Annotated in this window: 24 protein-coding genes; 15 read left to right on the top strand and 9 right to left on the bottom strand. The window is 47.8% G+C overall.

The annotated features are described in order from the left end of the window. Nucleotides 1-64: 64 nt before the first annotated feature. Nucleotides 65-991, top strand: coding sequence for a hypothetical protein (locus tag LBPC_RS13240; protein WP_016365433.1), 927 nt, complete (start codon nucleotides 65-67; stop codon nucleotides 989-991). Here the strand turns inward: LBPC_RS13240 and LBPC_RS17100 are convergent. Further along, nucleotides 988-1,134, bottom strand: coding sequence for a hypothetical protein (locus LBPC_RS17100; protein WP_003567770.1), 147 nt, complete (start codon nucleotides 1,132-1,134; stop codon nucleotides 988-990). The two genes, LBPC_RS13240 and LBPC_RS17100, sit on opposite strands and share 4 nt — an antisense overlap. Nucleotides 1,135-1,417: 283 nt before the next feature. Here LBPC_RS17100 and LBPC_RS13230 point away from each other — a divergent pair, with 283 nt between their 5' ends. From LBPC_RS13230 to metG, 7 genes are all read left to right on the top strand, one after another. Beyond that, nucleotides 1,418-2,110 carry an NAD-dependent protein deacylase gene (locus LBPC_RS13230; protein WP_032781164.1) on the top strand — a complete coding sequence of 231 codons (693 nt, stop codon included), beginning with the start codon at nucleotides 1,418-1,420 and terminating at the stop codon, nucleotides 2,108-2,110. Between the two features lie 91 nt (nucleotides 2,111-2,201). Beyond that, the gene (locus LBPC_RS13225; RefSeq protein WP_003662651.1) at nucleotides 2,202-2,810 is read left to right on the top strand and encodes a TMEM175 family protein; all 609 of its coding nucleotides are present in this window, start codon (nucleotides 2,202-2,204) and stop codon (nucleotides 2,808-2,810) included. Between the two features lie 27 nt (nucleotides 2,811-2,837). After that, entirely contained in the window at nucleotides 2,838-3,743 is a 906-nt protein-coding gene (locus LBPC_RS13220) for a lactate/malate family dehydrogenase (RefSeq protein WP_003567764.1), read from the top strand. 144 nt (nucleotides 3,744-3,887) lie between these two features. Further along, nucleotides 3,888-4,367 carry an NUDIX hydrolase gene (locus LBPC_RS13215; RefSeq protein WP_003662653.1) on the top strand — a complete coding sequence of 160 codons (480 nt, stop codon included), beginning with the start codon at nucleotides 3,888-3,890 and terminating at the stop codon, nucleotides 4,365-4,367. Further along, nucleotides 4,360-5,172: a DUF72 domain-containing protein gene (locus LBPC_RS13210; protein WP_032781173.1), complete on the top strand. Its 813-nt coding sequence runs from the start codon at nucleotides 4,360-4,362 to the stop codon at nucleotides 5,170-5,172. Before LBPC_RS13215 ends, LBPC_RS13210 begins: the two co-directional genes overlap by 8 nt. A gap of 208 nt (nucleotides 5,173-5,380) precedes the next feature. Then, nucleotides 5,381-6,259 carry a proline iminopeptidase gene (gene pepI, locus LBPC_RS13205; protein ID WP_003567758.1) on the top strand — a complete coding sequence of 293 codons (879 nt, stop codon included), beginning with the start codon at nucleotides 5,381-5,383 and terminating at the stop codon, nucleotides 6,257-6,259. Nucleotides 6,260-6,337: 78 nt separating this feature from the next. Then, entirely contained in the window at nucleotides 6,338-8,320 is a 1,983-nt protein-coding gene (gene metG / locus LBPC_RS13200) for a methionine--tRNA ligase (protein WP_003662657.1), read from the top strand. Nucleotides 8,321-8,437: 117 nt separating this feature from the next. On the opposite strand, the gene LBPC_RS13195 is transcribed toward metG, so the two are convergent. The 6 genes from LBPC_RS13195 to LBPC_RS13170 form a co-directional block, all read right to left on the bottom strand. Continuing rightward, nucleotides 8,438-10,354, bottom strand: coding sequence for an ABC transporter ATP-binding protein (locus tag LBPC_RS13195; RefSeq protein WP_003662658.1), 1,917 nt, complete (start codon nucleotides 10,352-10,354; stop codon nucleotides 8,438-8,440). After that, entirely contained in the window at nucleotides 10,341-12,167 is a 1,827-nt protein-coding gene (locus tag LBPC_RS13190) for an ABC transporter ATP-binding protein (RefSeq protein ID WP_003662659.1), read from the bottom strand. The genes LBPC_RS13195 and LBPC_RS13190 overlap by 14 nt, the downstream gene beginning before the upstream one ends. 53 nt (nucleotides 12,168-12,220) lie before the next feature. Then, entirely contained in the window at nucleotides 12,221-13,132 is a 912-nt protein-coding gene (locus tag LBPC_RS13185) for a sensor histidine kinase (RefSeq protein ID WP_003662661.1), read from the bottom strand. Further along, nucleotides 13,119-13,823: a LytR/AlgR family response regulator transcription factor gene (locus tag LBPC_RS13180; protein WP_003662662.1), complete on the bottom strand. Its 705-nt coding sequence runs from the start codon at nucleotides 13,821-13,823 to the stop codon at nucleotides 13,119-13,121. The genes LBPC_RS13185 and LBPC_RS13180 overlap by 14 nt, the downstream gene beginning before the upstream one ends. 192 nt (nucleotides 13,824-14,015) lie before the next feature. Next, a complete protein-coding gene (locus LBPC_RS13175) occupies nucleotides 14,016-14,897 on the bottom strand; it encodes an aldose 1-epimerase family protein (protein WP_003589002.1) in 882 nt (293 codons plus the stop codon). Nucleotides 14,898-15,088: 191 nt separating this feature from the next. Beyond that, the gene (locus tag LBPC_RS13170) at nucleotides 15,089-16,087 is read right to left on the bottom strand and encodes a tagatose 1,6-diphosphate aldolase (RefSeq protein WP_003662664.1); all 999 of its coding nucleotides are present in this window, start codon (nucleotides 16,085-16,087) and stop codon (nucleotides 15,089-15,091) included. 218 nt (nucleotides 16,088-16,305) lie between these two features. On the opposite strand from LBPC_RS13170, the gene LBPC_RS13165 reads away from it, so the two are divergent. The 7 genes from LBPC_RS13165 (at nucleotide 16,306) to LBPC_RS13135 (ending at nucleotide 21,470) form a co-directional block, all read left to right on the top strand. After that, nucleotides 16,306-16,788, top strand: a complete 483-nt coding sequence (locus tag LBPC_RS13165; protein ID WP_003662666.1) for a PTS sugar transporter subunit IIA — start codon at nucleotides 16,306-16,308, stop codon at nucleotides 16,786-16,788. 17 nt (nucleotides 16,789-16,805) lie between these two features. After that, a complete protein-coding gene (locus LBPC_RS13160) occupies nucleotides 16,806-17,585 on the top strand; it encodes a TatD family hydrolase (protein ID WP_003662667.1) in 780 nt (259 codons plus the stop codon). Then, nucleotides 17,582-18,151 carry a ribonuclease M5 gene (gene rnmV / locus LBPC_RS13155; RefSeq protein WP_003567738.1) on the top strand — a complete coding sequence of 190 codons (570 nt, stop codon included), beginning with the start codon at nucleotides 17,582-17,584 and terminating at the stop codon, nucleotides 18,149-18,151. The genes LBPC_RS13160 and rnmV overlap by 4 nt, the downstream gene beginning before the upstream one ends. After that, nucleotides 18,138-19,034: a 16S rRNA (adenine(1518)-N(6)/adenine(1519)-N(6))-dimethyltransferase RsmA gene (gene rsmA / locus LBPC_RS13150; protein WP_003599962.1), complete on the top strand. Its 897-nt coding sequence runs from the start codon at nucleotides 18,138-18,140 to the stop codon at nucleotides 19,032-19,034. Before rnmV ends, rsmA begins: the two co-directional genes overlap by 14 nt. Nucleotides 19,035-19,151: 117 nt before the next feature. Further along, nucleotides 19,152-19,403 carry a Veg family protein gene (locus LBPC_RS13145; protein ID WP_003567734.1) on the top strand — a complete coding sequence of 84 codons (252 nt, stop codon included), beginning with the start codon at nucleotides 19,152-19,154 and terminating at the stop codon, nucleotides 19,401-19,403. A gap of 255 nt (nucleotides 19,404-19,658) precedes the next feature. Then, complete coding sequence (gene ispE, locus LBPC_RS13140) at nucleotides 19,659-20,537, top strand: 4-(cytidine 5'-diphospho)-2-C-methyl-D-erythritol kinase (protein WP_016377366.1); 879 nt, start codon at nucleotides 19,659-19,661, stop codon at nucleotides 20,535-20,537. A 54-nt stretch (nucleotides 20,538-20,591) separates the two neighbouring features. Beyond that, a complete protein-coding gene (locus LBPC_RS13135; RefSeq protein ID WP_003567730.1) occupies nucleotides 20,592-21,470 on the top strand; it encodes a cation diffusion facilitator family transporter in 879 nt (292 codons plus the stop codon). A gap of 89 nt (nucleotides 21,471-21,559) precedes the next feature. On the opposite strand, the gene LBPC_RS13130 is transcribed toward LBPC_RS13135, so the two are convergent. Continuing rightward, nucleotides 21,560-22,321, bottom strand: a complete 762-nt coding sequence (locus tag LBPC_RS13130; RefSeq protein WP_003567728.1) for an ABC transporter permease — start codon at nucleotides 22,319-22,321, stop codon at nucleotides 21,560-21,562. Continuing rightward, entirely contained in the window at nucleotides 22,314-22,964 is a 651-nt protein-coding gene (locus LBPC_RS13125) for an ABC transporter ATP-binding protein (protein ID WP_003662676.1), read from the bottom strand. The genes LBPC_RS13130 and LBPC_RS13125 overlap by 8 nt, the downstream gene beginning before the upstream one ends. Between the last annotated feature and the right edge of the window lie 178 nt (nucleotides 22,965-23,142).

The raw sequence follows: 23,142 nt of genomic DNA, 5'->3' as shown, positions 1-23,142 counted from the left end.
TTACGCCTGAGGCCCTTATGTGCAGGTTTCTGCGGCTGTGATCGCGTTTAAGGAGTGCAATACGATGCAGGAAGACGTTGAAACATTACTAAATGAAGTCAAGGAACACTATGATCATCCCCTAGAAGTCGACATTAGTGGGGAGGCGAGCGGCGTCTTAACGCACGATCAAAGCCATCAGCAATTGAAAAAAGATGGTACGCTAGTGGTAGCAGTGACGGACACGACCAATGTCGATTACACCTTAAGTCATGAGTTACTACACCTGTTGTTCCAGATGAAAGGTTATCCGCAACTTCAATTCCATTTATTGAGCGGTGATCCGCAGGTAGACGATCAACTTTATGCCACGAGCACCTCGCTATACAATGCTGCGGTGCATATGCTCGTGGTGGCCTGGCAACGCGATCACAACCTTTTGACAGACGCAGCGGTGGCGCAAGTGCTCGCCGGCTTCAAACAAAATGTGCCAGCAGAAGCCGATGACCAGTTGGTTATTTATCGAGTGCTATCGTTGCTTGATTTGTTGGGGTTTTCAAATGGTGAGTTGCCAGCAGAATTAGCAAATGCCTATCCACAAGCTTTGCCGCTTGCACGCGAACTTTACGACTTGCTGGATGCGCAGAAGCTTGATTCCCCATTTGGATTACGACGCGCCGTTGTTCACCTGCTGGCGCGATTTGATACCGTGATTGAACGGCTAGGCTATCAACCGACCAACGATGCTGAATTTGCAACGTTGACGCCTGTTCTGTCGCATCGGCAATTACGCCTTACCTTGGATCAGGTTTTCATGATCAAACACAGTGGCTACCGTGATCGCGAGACCAAGGAACTCGCATATGTTGCCATGGGACGCAGCGATGAGCAAAATGCGTTTGTACTGCCCTTGCCAGAAAAAGAAACAACGCCAGAAGCCTTTCAGCAGTTGTATCAACAATCGCTGAATGACATTCTGACGCAGTATCGGCTCGACTACACGATTCGTTAATGCCGGCCAAAGTTGATGAAGAAACTATTGGAAACGGAATGAACACCGAGCATGATGACCTGATAAAGGACGAAGGCAAAGAAAACAAGGACGATGACCATGATCAGATAACTAATAACGTGTGACCACCGAAATGACTTCATGATCAAGACTCCTTTCTGAAAGTATTTCTACTGTTATGTTACACCTTTTTTGATTTAAATTAATAGCGCATGTGAACCATTCAAACGCAACTTGAAATATTAAAGATGCGTCATGCTAAGGATTGACGGTTTGATTGCGTATTTTCATCATTGAAAAATATCTGCTAAGAGATAAGCGCGTGAACGAACCCGTTTAGAAACCGGAGCATAAGCGGCCTTTTAGGCTTGAGGTCTTTATGTGCAGGTTTCTGAGCCGGTGATCGCGTTTAAGGAGGGACCATATATGTTTGATCTGCAAACTGCAATTCAGCAGGCGAAGCATGTGACATTCATGACTGGGGCAGGGGTCTCAACGGCATCAGGGATTCCGGATTATCGTTCCAAGGGCGGGCTATACGCCGATCAAGTCGATCTGGAATATGCACTGTCTATTGATAATTTACAAGCACATCATGAAGATTTTCATAAGTTTGTTGTCAATAATATGTACTTTCCAGCGGCTAAACCGAACGTTATTCACGAGAAAATGGCAACCATCACCAATCAAAAAGGTACGATTGTTACGCAGAATGTTGACGGCCTCGATCGTAAGGCCGGTGCAGAGCATGTTGTTGAATTTCATGGCAATCTTTATCGCATTTATTGCCAAACTTGTCACAAGCATTTTGACTACGAGACCTATCTGAAAAGTGATGTTCATGCAGCTGACGGTGGTATTTTGCGACCAGATATTGTGTTGTATGGTGAACCAATCAATCCCGATACCGTCAGTGCGGCGATCGAAGCCATTTCAACTGCAGATTTGCTGATCGTGGTGGGAACAAGCTTCGTGGTTTATCCATTTGCGGGGTTGATTGGCTATGCGCAACCAGAGGCGACCATTGTCGCTGTGAACCGTGAAAAGATCGCTTTGCCAGAAGGAGCGCATATGGTGCAGGGGGATGCGGTGGACGTATTTGCGAAGCTGGTAGTCTGAAGCAATCACAACTTAGCTTTTGCTCATCATCTGGGAAATTCTGTAAGTGAAGGCGAAGCTTCCAAAAATAACTTTGTGAGGGGATATTGCCATGAATAAAGGACGGCTTGAGGCGTTTACAGATGCGGTTATCGCCATTATCCTGACGATTCTGGTGTTAGAATTGCAACCGCCGCACAGCGGATCATTGGCTTCGTTATGGCAACTACGCGGTGTTTTTGCCATTTATCTAGTGTCGTTTTTGACACTCATTGTTTACTGGAATAATCATCATCACTTGTTTCAACTGGTCGAACTAATCGATTGGCGGGTGATGTGGGCGAACTCTTTCTTCATGCTGGTTGTGTCAATGTTTCCATTCGCCACTAGCTGGGTAGGCGAAGGACACGTAGGGACATTTGGCCCTGAATTGGCCTATGGGTTTGTGATCTTGATGGCCAATATCAGCTATGTGCTATTAGTGCAAACCCTGATTCGCGTCAATGGACCAACATCGGCATTAGCAGACTTATATCGGCAGCGGCACAACTGGAAAGCAGCGGCCTCAGTCGCGATTGCACTTGTTGCGATGTTATTGGCTTTGCTTTGGCCGCCGTTGACGATCATACTAGACTTATTGATGTTGCTGCTATGGGCGATTCCGGATCAGCGCATTGAACGTCACTTGATGGCTGATTCAAAAAAGAAATCACGCCAATGAACGCATTTTGAAAAGGAGATTTTTTATATGGCAAGAACAATTGGTATTATTGGTATTGGACACGTAGGTGTGACCACGGCTTTTAATCTTGTCAGCAAAGGGGTTGCTGACAAGTTAGTCTTGATTGATAAAAAGGCTGAACTTGCTGAAGGCGAAAGCTTTGACTTGAAGGATGCGCTTGGCGGCTTGCCCACTTATACTGACATTGTTGTCAACGATTATGATGCTTTGAAAGATGCTGATGTGGTTATTTCCGCGGTCGGCAATATTGGCGCCATTTCAAATGGTGATCGAATTGGAGAAACCAAGACTTCAAAAGTAGCACTAGATGACGTCGCTCCAAAACTGAAGGCGTCTGGCTTCCATGGTGTTTTGCTAGATATCACCAATCCATGTGATGCTGTCACGAGTTACTGGCAATATCTCCTAGATTTACCGAAGTCTCAAATTATTGGGACTGGGACTTCGCTGGATACTTATCGGATGCGACGGGCGGTTGCCGATACCTTGCATGTGAATGTTGCTGACGTGCGTGGTTACAATATGGGCGAACATGGCGAATCGCAATTTACCGCTTGGTCAACAGTACGGGTCAATAATGAACCGATTGCTGAATATGCGAAGGTGGATTACGACCAGCTTGCCGATGATGCGCGGGCAGGCGGTTGGAAGATTTATCAGGCTAAGCATTATACGAGCTACGGTATCGCCACCATCGCGACTGAAATGACACAGGCGATCATCAGCGATGCACATCGCATCTTCCCATGCGCTAATTACGATCCAGAATTCGGTATTGCTATCGGTCATCCAGCCATGATCGGTAAACAAGGTGTTATCAAGACGCCAACGTTGAAGTTGACAGATGAAGAGCGTGCTAAGTATGTTCACTCTGCCGGTATCATTAAGGATACCTTTGAAAAAATGAAGTAGGTCCTTTTACGAGCGCTCTTTCACGGTCAGCTAATCTGGGCGGTTTGACGCATCCTCGCAAAAAAGGCCTGTCAGCAAAGATTCAAAAGAGACGCCATTTCGGCGCCTTTTTGCTAGTGATGATCCCAAAGCAAAGGAGCAAACATGGTCAAAAAATATACCTTAGTCACTGTCGAAACCCCAAGCGGCTGGTTGCTAATTAATCGGACGAATCCACCATATCGTGGCATGTGGAATACATTGGGCGGGAAATTCCTGCCTAATGAAACCCCAGCTACTTGCGCCTCACGTGAATTGCAGGAAGAAAGTCACATTATTATTCCCCCGTATGATCTGATCAATGGCGGGCGTGTGTTCTGGCATGTTGATGGTGAGTTGCGGGCCGAACTTTTTGCCTTCTTTGGCCACACGGAAGACGAGCTGGTGATGCCGCGAGCCACTCGGGAGGGCATTTTAGCGACTTTTTCAAAAGATTGGTTGTTAGCGGATAATCCCGGCTTGGTACCAGATTTACAGCCGCTGTTGCACTATGCGCTGAATGGCGAACGCCATGATTATGCATCTTATTTTACCGGCGATCGGTTAGAAGATTTTCGCATCGCGGATGGTGAAATTGATGATTAATGTTGGTTTGACGAGTGTAGCCGATCATCCAGAATTAGCGACGCGCGGCAATCGGAGTACGTTTTCGGATTACGCTCAGCATTTTCCTGTACTGGAGTTGGACACGACGTTTTATGGATTGAAGCCTGTGGAACAGGTTCGCCACTGGCAGGCTCAAGTGCCATCTGGGTTTCAGTTCATAATTAAAGCGACGCGAACCATGACGAAACACGAAGAAAGTGCAGACACAGTCGCTGACTTTTCCAAATTTAATGATATGGTGGCACCGCTGGTTGCAAGCCATCAGTTGCAGGCGGTGCTGTGCCAATTTCCGCCATATTTTGGCGTGACCGCAGAAAATGTACGCTACTTGCAGCAACTAAATCGTTTACTGCCGGATTTACCTGTTGCCATTGAATTTCGTCATCCTAGCTGGTATTTGCCGGCCTATCGTGCCAACACGATGGCGCTGTTGCAAGCAGCCGGCGACATTCACGTGATCGTTGATGAAGCGCAGACGACCAGCGGCTCAGTGCCGCTTGTGCCAATTGCAACGAATGCCGATTTAACCATGATGCGCTTGCATGGCCGAAATCCGGCATGGGGTCGAACCGGCGCCAAAACGACTGAAAGAACCAATTATCGTTACAGCAAAGAAGAACTGCAGCAGTTTGGTATCATCGCGCAGCATTTGAAAAGTAAAAATGTTACTGTCATCTTCAACAATAATGGTGGTCACGATGCTGCAGCCAATGCGCAAAGTTTGATCGATTTGTTGGGTCTGGACTTTCCGGGTCTTGCCCCACGACAATTAGATCTGTTTTGATGCTGATTAAGTTGGGATCAAAGAGGCCGGCTCGGATAACAGCACAGCGCTAAGTTAGCATTGAGAGCAAACATATCATCTTCGAAGCGCGACCACCGATCCAGAAACCGGGTTGGCGATCGCGCTTCGATTCTTTCTGACACCATGATCAATGCGTAGTACAATCGCGGTAAGGATCATCATTTTTAAGAAGGAGACCGGTGCATCTATGAAAATCCAAGAAGGCTACATGCCGTTTCATGAATATAAAACTTATTACCGAATCGTTGGCGAACCTAGTGCTGATAAGGCGCCGTTGTTACTGATTCACGGCGGACCGGGGTCGTCGCATAATTATTTTGAACTCATGGACGACTATGCCGAAACCGGCCGGCAACTGATTATGTACGACCAAGTCGGCTGCGGGAAGTCGTCACTACCAGAAGATCCGGCGGTTTATGTTAAAGAAACTTGGGCAGAAGAGTTGATCGCCTTACGAAAGTACCTGCACCTCGATGAGCTTCACATGCTTGGTCAATCATGGGGCGGTATGCTGGAAATGTATTATCTAACCAGCTTCGATCCTCAAGGTATCAAGAGTGTGATGATTGACGGCTCGCCGTCATCTATTAAGTTGTGGATTCAGGAACAACATCGCCTGATCAAATACCTGAGTTATGAAGATCGCGAAGCCATCGCAGAAGCAGAACGAACCGGCGACTTTACGAATGTGAAATATCTGGCGGCCAATGATCGCTACATGGAAAAGTACTGCTGGGATGATCCGGATGAAAACTCACCTGAACCGCTACGCCGGCCAACTAACGGCAAACGCGCCAGTTTAATTGCTGAAGGCCCCAATGAATTTACTGAAAATGGGACGATTAGCGACTTCGATGTAACCGATCAGCTCAAAAACATTCACGTTCCGGTTTTGGTGACCAATGGGACTGATGACCTCTGCACGCCGCTTATTGCGAAAACAGTTGTCGATCATATTCCTAACGCCAAATGGCATCTCTTCGCCAACAGTCGGCATTTGGCGCTGCTTGACCAACATGATGAATTTATCAGTGTTTTGGATCACTGGTTAGCAGCAAATGATTAGCTGTGGGCAACTATACAGCCCCGCTGTTTCCTATGCTATACTAGACTCATTCTGAACTAATGTACGGGAGGCCCTTGCATGGCAAGCAAACCAACTTTTTACGTAACAACACCAATTTATTACCCATCTGGCAAACTACATATCGGCAACGCCTACACCACCATTGCAGCAGACGTGCTCGCACGGTATAAGCGGCTCATGGGCTACGACGTTTTCTTCCTAACTGGGACCGACGAACATGGCCTGAAAATCGAGCAAAAGGCTGATAAGTTAGGGGTGACGCCACAAGCTTATGTTGATGGCATGGCGACCCAAATCAAGCAGCTTTGGAAAATGCTTGAAATCACCAATGACAAGTTTATCCGGACCACTGACAAGGAACATGTCGAAGCCGTTCAAACGATTGTGGAACGTCTCATCAAACAAGGGGACGTCTATTTAGGCGAATACACTGGCTGGTACTCCGTTGAAGACGAGGAATACTTCACGGAATCTCAACTGTCGGAAGTTTATCGCGATCAAGACGGCAACGTGACCGGCGGGAAAGCGCCGTCTGGTCATGAAGTGCAGCTGGTTCACGAACCAAGCTACTTCTTCAAGATGAGCAAGTACACCGATCGCTTGTTGAAGTATTATGACGAGCATCTGGATTTTGTTCAACCGGCTTCACGCAAAACTGAAATGATCAATAACTTTATCAAACCGGGTCTGGAAGATCTGGCGATGAGCCGGACGAGCTTCAATTGGGGTGTCCAGATTCCATCCGATCCGAAGCACGTTGTTTACGTGTGGGTTGATGCGTTGCTGAACTATATTACCGCCCTAGGCTATGGCAGTAATGATCACGCTTTGTTTGACAAATACTGGCCAGCCAACGTCCAATTGATTGGTAAGGAGATTGTTCGTTTCCACATTATCTATTGGCCAATTATTTTAATGGCACTCGGCTTGCCGTTGCCAAAGAAAATTTATGCCCATGGCTGGCTAGTCATGAAAGATGGCAAAATGAGTAAGTCGAAAGGCAATGCCATTTATCCGGACATGATTGTTGAACGGTATGGCTTGGATGCCTTGCGGTATTACTTGATGCGCGCCATTCCGTTTGGTAATGATGGTATTTTCACACCAGAAGACTTTATTGACCGAATCAATTACGACTTGGCCAATGACCTCGGCAATCTGTTGAATCGGACCATTGCCATGATTAACAAGTATGAAGACGGTATTTTGCCAGCCTTTAAACCGGATGTAACGCCGTTTGATCAAGATCTTGGCGATGTGGCGCAGGCGGCTTTGGCGCAATATCACAAATTGATGGACGAGTTGCGTTTCTCCGATGCTTTGTATCAAGTCTGGAAAATTGTTTCCCGGGCGAACAAGTATATCGACGAAACGGAACCGTGGAATCTGGCCAAAGATCCTGCCAAAAAAGATCAGCTTGATGCTGTGATGGCTCACTTAGCCGAAAGCCTGCGTCTGATTGCTCTACTGATTCAACCAGTGATGACCCACGCACCATTGCAAATCTTCGGCCAACTTGGCTTGGATCATGAAAATGACGATCACAAGCTTGTCCAATGGGGCGCTTTGCCAGCTGGTGTCAAAGTAGTTGAACAAGGCACGCCAATCTTCCCGCGTCTTGATACGGAAGAAGAAGTGGCATATATCAAGAGCAAGATGACCCCCGGCACCGCAAAAGCAACCGTCGACGAAAAAACTCGGAAGTCAGAAATCGAGTTCAAACAATTCGATAAGAGCGAAATTCGGGTCGCAGAAATTTTGAATGTCGAACCGGTTAAAGGTGCTGACAAACTGTTGAAGTTCACGCTCGATGCTGGCGATGAAGGCACGCGGCAAATTCTTTCCGGCATTCGGGAATTTTACCCAGATTACGAGAAGCTAAAAGGTAAAAAGGTCATGGCTGTGGTCAACTTGAAGCCGCGCAAGCTAAAAGGCGAAATGTCTGAAGGCATGTTGTTGTCGGCTGAAAGTTTAGACGGCAAGAAAATCACTTTGCTGGAAGTCTCTGAGAACTTAGAGAATGGCAGCTTGGTTGGTTAATTGAAAGGCAATGAAAAACACTCGACTAGTTGTGGTCGAGTGTTTTTTGATGGTCAGAGATAATGTCGCAACAGTTGGTAAAGTTTATTCGTGGTAAGTCAACCCAAAACGTTTTTGTTAATTTGCCACGGGTGCAACAGATGTGGCCACTTTTTTACGTGCAGCTTTTATTCTGTCCTCTGTATAGTATTGCGCTTGCGCATTGAATAAATCGCGATAAATGCCGGATTTAGCCATGAGACTGGCATGCGTACCATCTTGGACGAGTTGCCCATGGTCAAGCACCACAATCCGTTGGGAAAAACGGGTTGAGCTCATGCGATGTGACACATAGATGGCAGTTTTCCCTTCAATGAGCTCGTCAAACCGTTGATAAATTTCATACTCGGAGATGGGATCAAGAGCGGCGGTCGGTTCATCCAGAATCATGATCGGCGCGTTTTTGTGCCACGCGCGGGCGATGGCGATTTTTTGGGCTTCGCCGCCAGAGACATCCACACCATCGTCACTTAACGCAGTTGTAATTGGGGTATCGATTGTCTCAGGCATTCGCTTAACCCGATCGGCCACATCCGCGACAGTTAGTGCTTGCCAAACGCGGTCACGGTCAGGCTGGGTCGTTGCCGCGACATTTTCCGCGATGCTATAAGCAAAAAGCCGAAAATCCTGAAAAACAACCCCCAGTAGGCTGCGATATTCGTCTTCATCGTATTTTTGAATGTCGATATCGTTAAGGGTGATCGTGCCTTCAGTTGGTTTGAACAGGCGCACAAGCAGTTTGATGAGGGTCGTTTTACCACTGCCGTTTCGGCCGACCAAGGCAAGGCGTTCGCCAATATTCAGCGTGAGATTGACGTGCCGCAGCGCCCACTCATCGCTGCCTGGGTATTTAAAGCTCACATCATGAAACTGGATGGCAAATTCGTTGTCGTTGCGCTTCTCGACAGGCAGCGAGCCGGACTTTTCGTGATCAGGCAGGGCCAGAAAATCGACATAGAATTGGAGGTAGTCAACCATATTCACATACATGCCAACTTGCTGAAGAAATTGGTAGGCCGCGGTCATAAGTTGTTGAAAATACCCAACCGCGATCATGACGCTGCCGATTGCAAGGCTACCGAGGAGGGCTTTGGCACCGACTAAGATATAGAGACCGATGACTGCAACGGCGATAGCGAGATTTGGCCAGTGACCGTATTTGGCCATTTGCCAGTCGCCATCCCAAATTTGTTGAAGTGATGCCATGGTGCTGTTTGTTTCTCGATGCATAATGAGGTCACTTGCACGGTAAAGGCGGACAACCTGATGATTGTCCATATTTTCAGTGAAATTGAAAAAATAGGTGAACCTTCGATTACTTGGAATGATTTTTTGAATAACCCCTTGTTGAATGCGATTACTGTGTTTAATGCTCCAACTGCCAACGACAATTGGTAAGATCAACAAAGCCAAAATCATCAAGGGATAACGATCATCATTGAGCCACGCACTGGAGGCTGCCATTGGTTTCATGAGGCTAACAAGTGTCGCAATCCCAAAACCAACAGCGATTATAAGCGAAAAGAAGTCCTGTAACCCTTCTTTCATAAGTGTCGATAAGCCACCACTGAAGGATTGCCCAGCCTGAGCTCCAGCATATGCCTTGCGCATGTCTGGATCTTGGAGCGTGCTGTAGCTAACAGTTAATAGCTTTTCGGTCACAGCGCGATCGAGTCGCCGTTTAACTGCAGTTTCATGATCCTCGGCGCGCTTGTTAAACCAGCCGCCGCACAATTGTAGCAAAAAACGAACGGCCAAAAAGATACCGATTAATAGCATGACTTGTTGTAATGATGCCCGTTGCTGTAGCTGATTCAACACGAGCCCAAGAAAGGCAATGTTGAGATAAGGGATTCCCACGGTTGTGAGGGCTCGCATAAATTCAACTGGCAGAGCGGCTGAGTCGAGTTCATAAATGACCCGAACCACACGTAAAGCTCGGACTACCGTATTACTTGCTGGCTTCTTTTTTTCGGCGTCTTTAAAGGTTGTCATTGGCTGGAACCTCCTTTGCTTCAGGTTGATAGTATTTACTTTGAATATGATACATTTGCGCATAACGACCATTGTTTGCGATCAATTGGTCATGCGTCCCTGATTCAAGCACTTGACCGTGATCCATGAAGAGAATGGCGTCACAGAAACGTGTTGAGGCGAGTCGATGCGAGATGAACAGAGAAGTTTTCCCCGAGGCTAATTGAGCATACTCTTGGTAAACCTCGTTTTCGGCGATGGCATCTAAAGCCGCTGTTGGTTCGTCTAACACCAAGACAGGAGCATCTTTATACAGTGCGCGTGCTAACATAAGTTTCTGGGACTGACCGCCTGAAAGTTCGATGCCATCATCGCGAGTGTATCGGGTCATAGGTTTATGAGCTTTTTGTGGCAACGTCGCAACAAAATCAGCTAGACCCGCGTCTTTTAATGCTGACTCGACTCGTTGAAGTTGCGGCGGGTTCGTCAATGCCACGTTGTCAGCGAGGCTCAATGCTAGAACGATGGTTTCCTGAAAGACGGGGGCGAACAATGAAAAACGAGTTGCTAGTGGTAATAGATCGGCGTTTAAGCCGTTGATCAGAATGGTGCCGCTTGTTGGGTGTAACAAGCCCATCATCAAACGAGCGAGAGTTGATTTACCTACGCCATTGACGCCGACGATGGCAAGCTTTTGGCCGGCTTCTAACGTAAAGCTGACATCCTTGAGACTCGCGGTTTTAGCTTCGGGATAGCGGAAGGTTACATGGTCAAAATGAATGGTGACCGGTCGCTGCGCTAGTTGTGTTTGTTCGGAAGTGGTGAGCGGGCGAGCCGGTGTTCGCGGCTTAAGCGTCATGAATTCGCGAAGTTCTTGTAGATCGATACTAGCAGTTTGCAAACCACTGAAATCTTTCAGTAATTGGTCAAGTAAGGTGATGAAGCCACTTGTCATGCCAAACATCAAAGTAAATTGAGCAATGGATAGGCTGCCTTGGGTGACGGCAATAACTAAACTCCCGTAGACCAAGGCATCGCGACATAATCCGGCAAGTTCACCAACCTGTGCCCCTAAGAAATGCCGCAATGAGTTGCGGCGTTGCCAAGCATCTTGAAGTGAAAGGAGTCGATCAAGATGGGTGTGATACCAACCGGCCATCCCAAACATCCGAATATCCTTACCGTTTTCAAGCGCATAGGCATTGCGGGAGATATAAGCTTGCTGGCGGCTGAGCTTATTCCAATTGACGTTGTTTGTTTGATACCACTTGCGGTACCAGCTCAGCCCGGCATAACTGATAGCGGCACTGAGTAGAACTAATACAAAGACCCATGGCATGACTGTCGATAACGTTGCCAGGAAAACGAACAAGGTCGCGATATCAATCAAAGTGCCACGACCATAAATATAGATTGCCTCTGCCCCAGCATATGTCCAACTCAACCCTTTACTGAAAGCGGTGTGCGCCAACCCTTGAACTTTGCCGCTGCTGATTTGGTCATAATCCAGATCCCATTGTTTCTGATGAAATTCCATCTCAATGACGGTACGTAATTTGGTGCTTTTAACGTTATCGTGGGTCATTAAAAGATAATCAACTTCACTGGTAATGGCTAATCCCAAGCCGGTTAAACCAGCTAACCAAGCAAATTCCCCCAATGTCGCATGCTGCACGATGGCACCGACCAACAATGCTGGAGTGAAAACTCCCAGCAAGGCTGCGGCCGCTTTATCAATGGCGAGACCGGTTGCGGTCCAAGCAAGTGACGGTTCATCTTTTCGCAAGTAAGTTAAGTACCACCTTAAGTTGTTGAACAACCCGTATTTTTTCATGTCGATCACCTCGTTGATCTTAATCTAGCAAAAAATCGGCCACTCGCGGCAGATTATGCGTGAGTGGTCGATTTAACGGCGTGAATGGGAATCGCAATCTCGGTGACAAAGACGGAAGCTTCATATTGGCGATTGATCATGCCATTATACTTGGCCACGAGTTTGTTGACGCGCCGGATACCGAGGCCGCGTTTGTCGCTTTTGGTTGAGGCGTACTGATAGTCGATTTCTTGTTCGGCAGGCCGGGTATTGGTGACAGAGAGGTAAAACTGTTGCTTGACGATGCCGATATACAGCCGCAGTTGGCGCGGCTCACCGGCCGGTTGCTCACTGATTGCTTCAATGGCGTTGTCTAACAGGTTTCCCAAGATGACAACCAGATCAACATCTTTAATTAACGGTGTGCTGCCGACAATCACTTTTTCATTGACGGGGATGTGCAACCGTTCGGCCAATGTCAGCTTAGCATTGACGATAGCGTCCAACATGGCATTGCCAGAGTGAACGAGCGGATCAACTTTGTCCAACTTGTCTTCTAGTTCGTCGAGATAGGCTCGGGCTGCCTGCGTATCCTGATTATCTAAGTAAGCTTTGAGCGCCTGCAAATGATCATGGTAATCATGGCGCCATCCGCGCATATTGGCATAAAGTTCCTGCACTTCTTGCGAATATTGGGCCATCATTTTATCGAGGCTGCGGGCGAATACGGCGTCCTGATCGTTGAGGAATTGACGCATTAAGACAAACTCCAAGGTGCCGGTCAAAACGGTGCTGCAGAAAAGCACAAACCGCACACTTGGCAGCGGCCAAAGCCACCAACCACCTAAGGCCAGCAATGTGACAGCCAGATTCAAACCGCGCACAGGCCAATTTTGTTGTCGGCGGAAGGTCCACCATAGAAGCAGGCAACAGCCAACTGTCAACAGGCCGAATGCGGCTAACCACCACCATTCATTCACTGTCATGAGCCAACCCCCGAAAATGTTTAAAGAAGGCTTGTTTGACGAGCGGTGCTTGTTGCCGAAAAACCGGGTAACTGGTGCCATCAGCCATGACGACGGTGTTTTTCTCAAGCTGCGACAAAAAGTTGAGGTTGATCACAATTGATCGATAGATTTGAATAAAATTATCATCGAGCTGAGGCAGGAAGTCTTTTAACTGACCGGCAACTGTGTACGTCATTTTCTGGGTGTGCACCTGCAAGCGATGATCGGTTACTTCGATGGCACTGATATCATACATGGCGACACGCTGAATGCCGTTGGCGGTGGTGAAGGCCAACAGCTTTGGTTGCGTTTGCACGGCGACTTTGGTGATGAGATGCTGCAGCTTGTCACTTGTGAGCGGTTTGATGACATAATCAATCGCGTTGACATCATAGCCGTCAAAAACGAATTCATCATAGTTACTGACAAACGCAATCGCCGTGTCCGCGTCATGTTCCCGAATCTGCTTTGCAAGCGTCATCCCATCCATGCCCGAGCCTAACTTGATATCGAGCAACAACAGATCGGCAGGCTGATCAGCAAAAAGAAAGGCCTCTGCAGTTGGATAAGCCGTCACTTGTAAAGGTTGCGTGGGCGTGGTCAGTTGGCTAAGCAGCTGGGTTGTTGCTTGCCGCGTGGCTGTCTGATCGTCAATGATGGCAATGTGCATGGATAGAGGCCTCCTTTTCTGAATTTAGTTCATTGTACTGCAACTGTACCAATTATTTGGTCGCTTTTCCAGAAAGCTAGCTAGGGTGAGGCAGCTTTTTTTGACTGCTGACACTTCGGTTGCTACCGAGCTGCCCCGCGCTCACAAAAAAATCGCCCGAATTGTGTCGGACGATTGGGTGGTAAACTTCGATTAGTGAAGCTCAACCTTCAAGGCCAATTGCTTGTTGGCACCAGCAGATAGCGTGGTGTTGCCGAGCTTGGTGTACCAGTCGGTTGGTTCGCCAGCTTGATCTGGCAGACCATCGAATGGCTCAACGGCGATGAAAGGCGCCTTTTTATGTTCTGGGCTCCAGATGGTGAGATATGGGAAGTCGCTGATATCGAGGGTGATGCTGTGGTCATGGTGCGGTGATGCGAGGGTTGCCTTGGCAATTTCGCTGTTAGCGAGAATCACGAGACCACCATCAAGAAGATCATGTGTCAGGGGCAAACGATTGCCTTCTGCGCCGGGGATGTCCTCAACATCGCCATTGCGGAATGGCACAGGGCCGATGCCGAATCGTTGTAGTGGGCTGTTTAATGGTTCAACAGTGAGGTCGTAATCGTCGAAACTGCCATCAGCTTTCAAGCCAACATTAAAGGCAGGGTGGAACCCTAAAGCAAATGGCATTGATTTAGTATCGTCATTCGTGACCGTGTAATGTACGCTGAGGCCGCCGTCCGTCAACATGTAAGTAACAGCCAAGGTATACTCAAACGGGAACTTCTTCAATGTCTCAGCATTTTGATGTTGCGTGAAGGTGACCGCTGAGTCGCTCTTATCGCTGACATCAAAGTCATAGTCACGAGCAAATCCATGCTGACTCATTGGATAGGTTTTTGCCCCTAACCGATATTGATCCTGATTAGACTTCCCGATAGATGGGAATAGAATAGGCGCATGCCGATTCCAAAAAGTCTTGTCACCTGTCCAGACATACTCATAGTTGTCGGCTTTATTTACCAGCGACTGCAATTCAGCACCGCGCTCGGCAATGCCTGCTTTAAATTTGCTGTTTTCAATTGTGATCAAGTTGAATTACCTCCTAATATACGAAAACGCATTCAATACCAGTCTACCACTGGATCACTGACCTGCAATGATTGTTAGCAAGTTTTTTGAACTTCATTTTGATGTTTGCAGTGGTCACAAAAACATGTCCGCAGTCATAAAAAAAGAACCGATCATCATGATCGGTCCTTTCTTGCAACTATGGTTAAAGATTAACCTTCAACTTTGTCAGTCCAAGGGGTTGCAGTTTCTGCAAGCACCTTGTTCAAACGATCGATGTTAGCCTTGCCTTCGGTCTGCAGCCACTTCTTACCAGCAGCTTCGCCTTCAGCAGCATATGGCTTAACACCCGGCTTCCAAGTTGCACGGCCACAGAGAACACCATTAAAGGCTGAACCTGCTTGCTTAGCAAACTTGAGTTCTTCAAGGAACAATTCGTTGGTAACACCAGCGGACAGGAAGATGAATGGGAGATCCGTTGCATCTGACTGTTCCTTGTAATACTTAGCGGCTTCTTCCTTGCTGTAAACAGGGGTAACGCCGTCATCGGTGTAGCCTTCAACAAACTTTTGATCAACTGGAACTTCAAGTTTCAAAACAGAAACATTGTATTGCGGCTTGCTGAATTCCTTGGTGATCTTGATGACCTTTTCAGGCTTAGCTTTAGCCCATGCAGCTGTACCAGTTTCGTTGGTCTTACCGTCGTAAGAAACCAATTCAAGGAACAGTGGCAGGTCATTAGCTTTTGCCTCAGCACCAACACGTTCAACGAAAGCATACTTGCGATCATTGATAGCGTCTGGTTCATCCGGATCGATGTAGAGCAAGAACTTAACAGCGTCGCCGCCTTCGTTCTTAATGCGCAAAGCACTTTGGCTGTCGATCAGATCTGGGAAACGGCCAGGTTCGGTAGCATCGTAACCAGTCTTTTCATATGAAAGGAGTAGGCCAGACTTAGGATCGCGAACCTTAGCAGCCGGCAAGCCATATTCTGGGTCAAGCAGAATAGCGCTGGCGTATTTGGTTAATTCTTCAGAGACTGCCTTCTTGAAATCAACAATCGTGGTTTCATCAGCCGGCTTGTTAGCTGCAGCTGCAAGCATCTTCTTCAGGGAACCGCGTTGGTCAATGGCCAAAGCTGAGATCACATTGTCATCGTTTGACAATTGCTTCAAGTGCTTCAACTGACCAGCAGTAAGTTTAACAGACATGTAAAAATACCTCCTAGGTAATCCTTAAATGTTCAGTACCTCCATAGTATAGAACAAAATAGAAGTAATAGACATTTTTCGCGGAGCATTTTCATGAAAATCAAAGAAAAAGCGCGGATAATAAATGGTTTCTTGAAATGATCACCCGACGATGAGCCTAGGCAAACTGCGTGCTATACTCTAAACATATTGAGAATTTGTAAAGATAGGTGAAATGCATGACTGATTTGATCACGCCAGAGCTGGTCTATTTTCTGAATACACCCACGCAAGCAGCTTTTTTTAAAACGATTAGCACAACACTTATTGAACAGCAGGTTATGGCGCCGGCTGGGAAAGAAGCGTTGATCACACGCGAGCAGACATTTCCTTCTGGCATGCAACTAAATGAAGTGGCAGATGGCTTGCCGAATATTGCCATTCCGCATTTGGAAGGCGAATTAGTGAAACAAACGCGGTTGGTGGTTGTTCATTTTGCTATTCCGGTCGCCTTCAAAGATTTAGCCGATGCTAGTCGGATTTTACCAGTGAACTGGGTGTTCATGCTCATGAATGCTGAGCCGCAGAAACAACCGGAACGCATGGCACAGTTGATTCGCGCTTTAACGCAATCGCCAGCTGCGCAATTGAAGCGACTATTTGCTGCCAAAAAAGCCGCTCAAGTTGCACGGTTGCTGACACCGCTTATGACAGAAGCATAAAAGAAAGTCGAGATCGCATGGATATTTTTGATTCACACACCCATTTGAATGACACGCCCTATCAAGGCAAAGAAGCCGAGTATATCGAAAACGCTCGGCAACTTGGTGTCAAGAAGATGGCGATTGTCGGCTCTGACACAGCTTTGAATGCCGGCGCATTGGCGTTGGCCCACCAGTATGACAATTTATATGCCATTGTTGGTTGGCATCCCGAGTCTAGCAAGGATTATGACGCGGCTAAAGAGGCGTTGTTAATCAAGCAACTGGCGGATTCTAAAGTTGTAGCCTTAGGCGAAATCGGCTTAGATTATCACTGGGATACCTCGCCACGGGAAATTCAGCGACGGGTTTTTCGTCGGCAACTTGAGATTGCACGTTCGTTGAAAATACCGGTGTCAATTCACAGTCGCGATGCCTTTGACGATACCTATGACATCTTAAAAAAGGCTCATGTTGAAGACTTCGGCGCGATCATGCATAGCTTCACCGGCGATGCAACTTGGGGCCAACGTTTTCTGGACCTGGGCTTATACATTTCATACTCTGGCATTGTCAGCTTTAAAAATGCACCGGAAGAACATGCCAGTGCCAAAATTGTGCCCAATGATCGACTGTTAGTGGAAACGGATGCGCCTTATCTCACGCCGACACCCTATCGTGGCCGGCAGAATCAACCGGGCTACACGCGGTATGTGGTGGAGGCCTTGGCGAAATTACGTGAAACGACGCCGGAAGTGATTGCCAAGCAAACATGGAACAATGCCCATCGCATCTTTGGATTAAAGGAAAAAGCATGACAACTATCAAACAAGTCGTGGTCGTTGAAGGCCGCGATGATACGAAAAGATTGAAAGAAACTTTTGGTGCCATTGACACCATTGAAACCCGCGGCAGTGCAATTGACGAGGCAACGCTCGAACGCATTCGGCAAGCACAGGCTAAACGCGGTGTGATTGTGCTGACCGACCCTGATTTCCCAGGTGAGAAAATCCGCAAAACTATTTCCCGCGCGGTTCCAGGGGTGACGCATGCTTTCTTGCCGCGTCGTGAAGGTGTGCCGGATCATAAAGGCTCGTTGGGCATCGAACATGCCAAGCCTGCTGCGTTGCGCGCAGCTTTGCAGCATCTTTTTACAGAAATGCCAGATGCACCGCAAGTGATTAGTCAGCAAGATTTGCTCGCTGCTGATTTAGTCGGTGGTGTCGGTGCCCGCCAACGTCGGGAACAGTTAGGCGAGTTGTTGCATATTGGCTACACAAACGGCAAACAGTTGCTTCGACGACTCGCAGAGTTTCAAATTAGCCGCGCAGCTTTTTTGGCTGCCATGGCCCAAGTAGATGGAGGACAGCATGACAAAACCTGAAAAAGTTGCGCAGCCAGCGGTCACCAACGCTATTTTAAAGCGCCATGGTTTCCATATGCGCAAAGGCTTAGGTCAGAATTTTTTGACCGACTCCAAGATTTTGCAAAAAATTGTGACAGCCGCCGATTTGACCCCTGAGGATGATGTGATCGAAATCGGCCCAGGGATTGGTGCTTTGACCCAATTCTTAGCGGACAGCGCGCATCAGGTGGTGGCACTTGAAATTGATGATCGGTTGCTGCCGATTCTGGATGAAACATTGGCCGATTATCCTAATGCGATGGTCGTGAATGAGGATGTTTTAAAAACCGACCTAGGCGCATTGGTTGCCGAGCATTTTGATGGCAAGCACACCTTAAAGGTTGTTGCCAATCTGCCGTATTACATCACCACACCCATTTTGCTCCATCTTTTACGCGCACAGCTACCACTTCATAGCATGACGGTTATGATGCAAAAAGAAGTGGCAGAACGATTAAGCGCAACGCCGGGGTCAAAAGAATATGGTAGCCTGAGCATTGCAGTTCAACTCGTTGCAAGCGTGGCAACTGCTTTCACGGTAAGCCGCCATGCCTTCGTACCGGCACCCAATGTCGATTCAGCCATTGTCACCTTGACGCAGCGCACCGAACCGCTTGCAGCTTTAACCGATCCAGCCAGTTTTGATCGGCTAGTTCGCGGCGCTTTTGCTTCACGGCGAAAAACACTCTGGAATAATCTTGTAGTCTTATTTGGCAAAACTAACAAGGCTGCCATTCGATCTGCTTTAACAACCGCCGCCATTGACCCTGGTACCCGCGCAGAGCGGCTTTCAATTGCTGATTTTGCTCGGTTAGATCGTGCTTTGCGAGCGGCGGATTTAATCAGTCAGGCCCACGCTTAAGCACGATAAATTTTTACTAAAAACACCAGCATAAATCGCTTGCCGAAATAAGAAACGCGTGGTATAATTGCAAATTTCTTGCTTTCGTGCTATGATAGACTGCAAGAGGTGAAGTGCATGCCAATCACACTAGCAAGCATCAAACGGAAGCTCGATGGAAAAATCGGTGAGAACTTAACGGTCGTTGCACAAGCTGGACGCAAGAAAGTGACGCGGCGACGGGGGACTTTGAAAGAAACCTATCCGGCTATTTTTGTGGTCGATCTCGACCAAGATGAAAATGCGTTCGAGCGCGTCTCCTACAGTTACGCGGATCTCTTGACTAAGTCAATTCAGATCACCTTCGAAGGCGAAGAAAAAGCCTCATAACATTGAATTGTTTTAACAATTAAATCTGTTATAAGAAGACCTCGATGTGAGTTGCATCGAGGTCTTTTGCTGTTTTTCATTTCGGGTACGGAAACAGCAAGTCACGCATCGTTACGCGATTTTTACCGTGTATCGGTGAAAATCAGCGCATAAAACAGTATACTAAAAATAACTATACGGTCGATGCATACAACGGGGCTTGCGGTGATAGTGATTGACCGGCAAGCGTATGGGTCGCCAGAGACTGGTGGTTGGATGGAACTGATCGAAAAAGCACCGGCCAAGATTAATCTCAGCTTGGATGCCTTGTATCGCCATGACGACGGCGAACATGAGTGGCAGATGGTCATGACATCGGTCGATTTAGCTGACTATGTGATGATTAGCCCGCATCGCAGCATTCAGGTTTCGACAGATAGCGGCTTCCTACCTGAAGATCCGCGCAATCTGGCCTACAAAGCAGCGTTGGCGCTGCAGCGTCACGCCAATATCCGTCAAGGTGCGCGGATTCATATTGAAAAACATATTCCGGTCGCCGCGGGGCTTGGCGGCGGCTCAAGTGATGCAGCTGCCGTTTTGCGAGGGTTGAATTCGCTTTGGCAACTCGGCTATAGTCGGTCGCAATTAGCACGGATCGGCTTAAGTGTTGATAGTGATGTCCCTTACTGTGTTTATTCAGAGACGGCGCTCGTAACTGGTCGCGGTGATGTGGTCACCCCACTTGGCAGCTTGCCGAATTTTTGGGTCGTGTTGGCAAAGCCTCGCGTTTCAGTATCGACGCCGACCATTTTGAATGCCATTGATTATGACGCCGGTCTGCGCCATCCTGATACGCAAACGGTGGTGGCAGGCATTCAAAATCATGACTTTGCACAAATGACGAGTGGCATGGCGAATAGCCTTGAAGCCATCACTGCTAGTCGGTATCCGGAAATGACCGCCCTCAAGCAGCGGCTACAAAAGTATGGTGCCGAATTCGCGCAAATGTCAGGCAGCGGCCCAACTGTTTTTGGCCTGTGCCAAAAGCACTCCAGAGCCATGCGGGTTTATAACAGTATGAAGGGCTTTTGCCGCGAAGTTTACCTATTACGGCCATTTTGTTTATCCGCCACGGGTTCACGGTTTAGGGGTTGATTTTTAGGTAACGCTAAACCATGATGGGGATAGGAAAATGGAGGGGCGGTTGTCATGGAACAAGTTCAACCAAACAAGGCATTCTTCTGGGGCATTTTACTGAATACAATTTATATTATTGCTGAAGTAGCCTTTGGCATCGGCATTGGATCGGTGGCCTTGGTCGCAGATGCGGTTCACAACTTAGGCGATGTGTTGGGACTCGGATTAGCGTGGTTCGCAGATTGGCTGTCAGGACGGCATCCTACTGTCGAACGGACTTATGGTTATAAGAGTTCTTCGATTTTGGCAGCTTTGGCTAATGCCGCGTTCCTATTAGTGGCTATGGGTGCCATCATTGTTGAGGCGGTCACCCGACTCTCACAAAATGCACCTGTTGAAGGCGGATGGATGATGCTGGTGGCGGGCGTTGGGATTATTGTCAACGGCGCCACCGCCTTGCTATTCCATGGCGGTTCGCAACATGACTTGAATATTCGCGGCGCTTTCATGCATATGGCCGCCGATGCTGGCGTTTCGCTTGGCGTTGTTCTTGCCGGCGGACTGATTTTGCTGACTGGCTGGGAATGGCTTGACCCCGTGATGTCGATCTTAGTTGCCATTGTCGTTTTGGTTGGCACCTGGAATTTGCTGCGCGATGCGGTCAACCTTGCCATGGCAGCAGTGCCAAAAGATATTGACCCAGTGGCGGTTAAAAAGCTCGTGAATGCTTACCCAACCGTTGCTTCTTGCCACGACCTGCATATTTGGGCATTGAGCACGACCGATGTGGCGCTGACCGTCCATGTCGTGCGCACGACCACAGTTGGCAATGACGACTTCCTCGATGCGCTCAGCCTCTCTTTGCGCGAAAGCTTTGATATTGCGCACACGACGATTCAGGTTGAGTATGGTCCATACGAGCCGCAAAATAAAATGGAGAACCCTTATTAATCAAGTAATTTAAAAAACGTTGTGTCCGCATGGCCAATGCGAGCACAACGTTTTTTATGTGGTTGTCAAATGATTCGTTGGACGATTTTTTAGCGCAGTTGTTTACGGGCATTGTAAAAGCGTGGATAGCTGCGGTAAACGGCAATAAAGCTACCGATACTGGTGGCGCCCAGTAACATAAAGGTGACCATGATCTGATACATGATGGCTTTGGTGGGATCAATACCCGCGAAAATCAACCCCGACATCATCCCCGGCAAGCTGACCAACCCTACCGTTTTTGCTGAATCAATCGTCGGCGCCATCCCAGTTTTAATTGCATTGACAATGAGCGATTGACTGGCTTGCTTGAGATCAGCGCCGAGTGCCAAACGTTCAAGGACCTGTTGCCGTAAATCATTGAATTCTGTATTCAAACTGCGATAAGCCAAGCCAATTGCCACCATAACGTTGCTGGCGATCATGCCGCAAATTGGGACGATTTGTGACGGGACAAAACGGATGGCTTTGACCGCGACCAGCATCACCAGCGTTAACCCAGTCGCGGTGGTGATCGCCAACAAACTCGTCACGAGCGCATTTGGAATTGTCCCGGCGCGTTTTTTAGCGTTCCAAGCGGCGTTAAAAATGATGACCGCAATCATGGCCAACGTCAGCCAGACAGTATCGGCTTTGATGATGTAGGTCAGGACGAAACCAACAACAGTCAACTGGATGACAGCCCGCACAACACCGATAATCAAATCTTTGGTCATGCCGAGATCTTCTTTTAGGTTGATCGCTAGTGCAATCAAGACCAAGATAAGTGCTAGCAATAAGGTGATGGGTGACACAATGAGCTGATTACTCATGAGCGGCCTCCTCGAATTGTCCAGCAACTAGCCGCAGCAATTGTTTCGCGGCTTGAATCTCGCCTTCATCATGGGTGACGCGGATCAAGGTGATACCTTGGTCATTTTGTTTTTGTAATAAGGCATGAATGACCGTTTTGGTGTCAGGATCTAACCCAGCAGTCACTTCGTCAAGTAACAGCACTTTTGGTGGAAAGAAAAGATGCCGCAACAACGCCACTCGCTGACGTTCGCCGCCGGAAAGGTTTTTGACCGGATCGTCGAGCATGGTTTTGGCTAAATCAACGCTTTCTAAAGCACGCTCGGCTTCTTCACGGGGCATTTTTTGATGACGAATGGTGAATGGAAACTGCAGATCATCAGCAACGGTGCCATGAAACAAAGCGGGCTGCTGCGCACAATAAGAAACTTCGCGGCGATAACTGATCGGATCATAATCGTCCTGCGGTTTGCCATTATAGCGAATGGTTCCGCTCGTTGGTGTTAGCAGCGTCGCCAGCAGACGAAGCAAGGTGCTTTTTCCTGAACCCGAATGACCGGCAATGGTAAGATCTGCACCCCACGGAATCGTCACATTGATGTCATGCAGGATCGCATTTTTTTCCGGCGCAAACGTCACATGACTCAGTTCAAAACAATTCATGGTTTGCCCTCCTCATTTTTACTCTTTATAATCATTCTAATATAGAATGGCGTAAGAAGCCAATCAGATGTAGCAATTTTTCAGTTAAAAAGAAACACAAGATGAGCAAATGCGAACGTTCGTTGAAAAAACAACGCAAAAGGGTCGAAATTTTCGGTTAAAACGTTTATACTTGTTG

The sequence above is a fragment of the Lacticaseibacillus paracasei subsp. paracasei genome (assembly GCF_000829035.1).
GTDB classification, from domain to species: Bacteria; Bacillota; Bacilli; order Lactobacillales; family Lactobacillaceae; genus Lacticaseibacillus; species Lacticaseibacillus paracasei.
The sequence above is the reverse complement of the archived record's forward strand: the minus strand, read 5'-3'. Positions and strand labels throughout refer to the sequence as shown.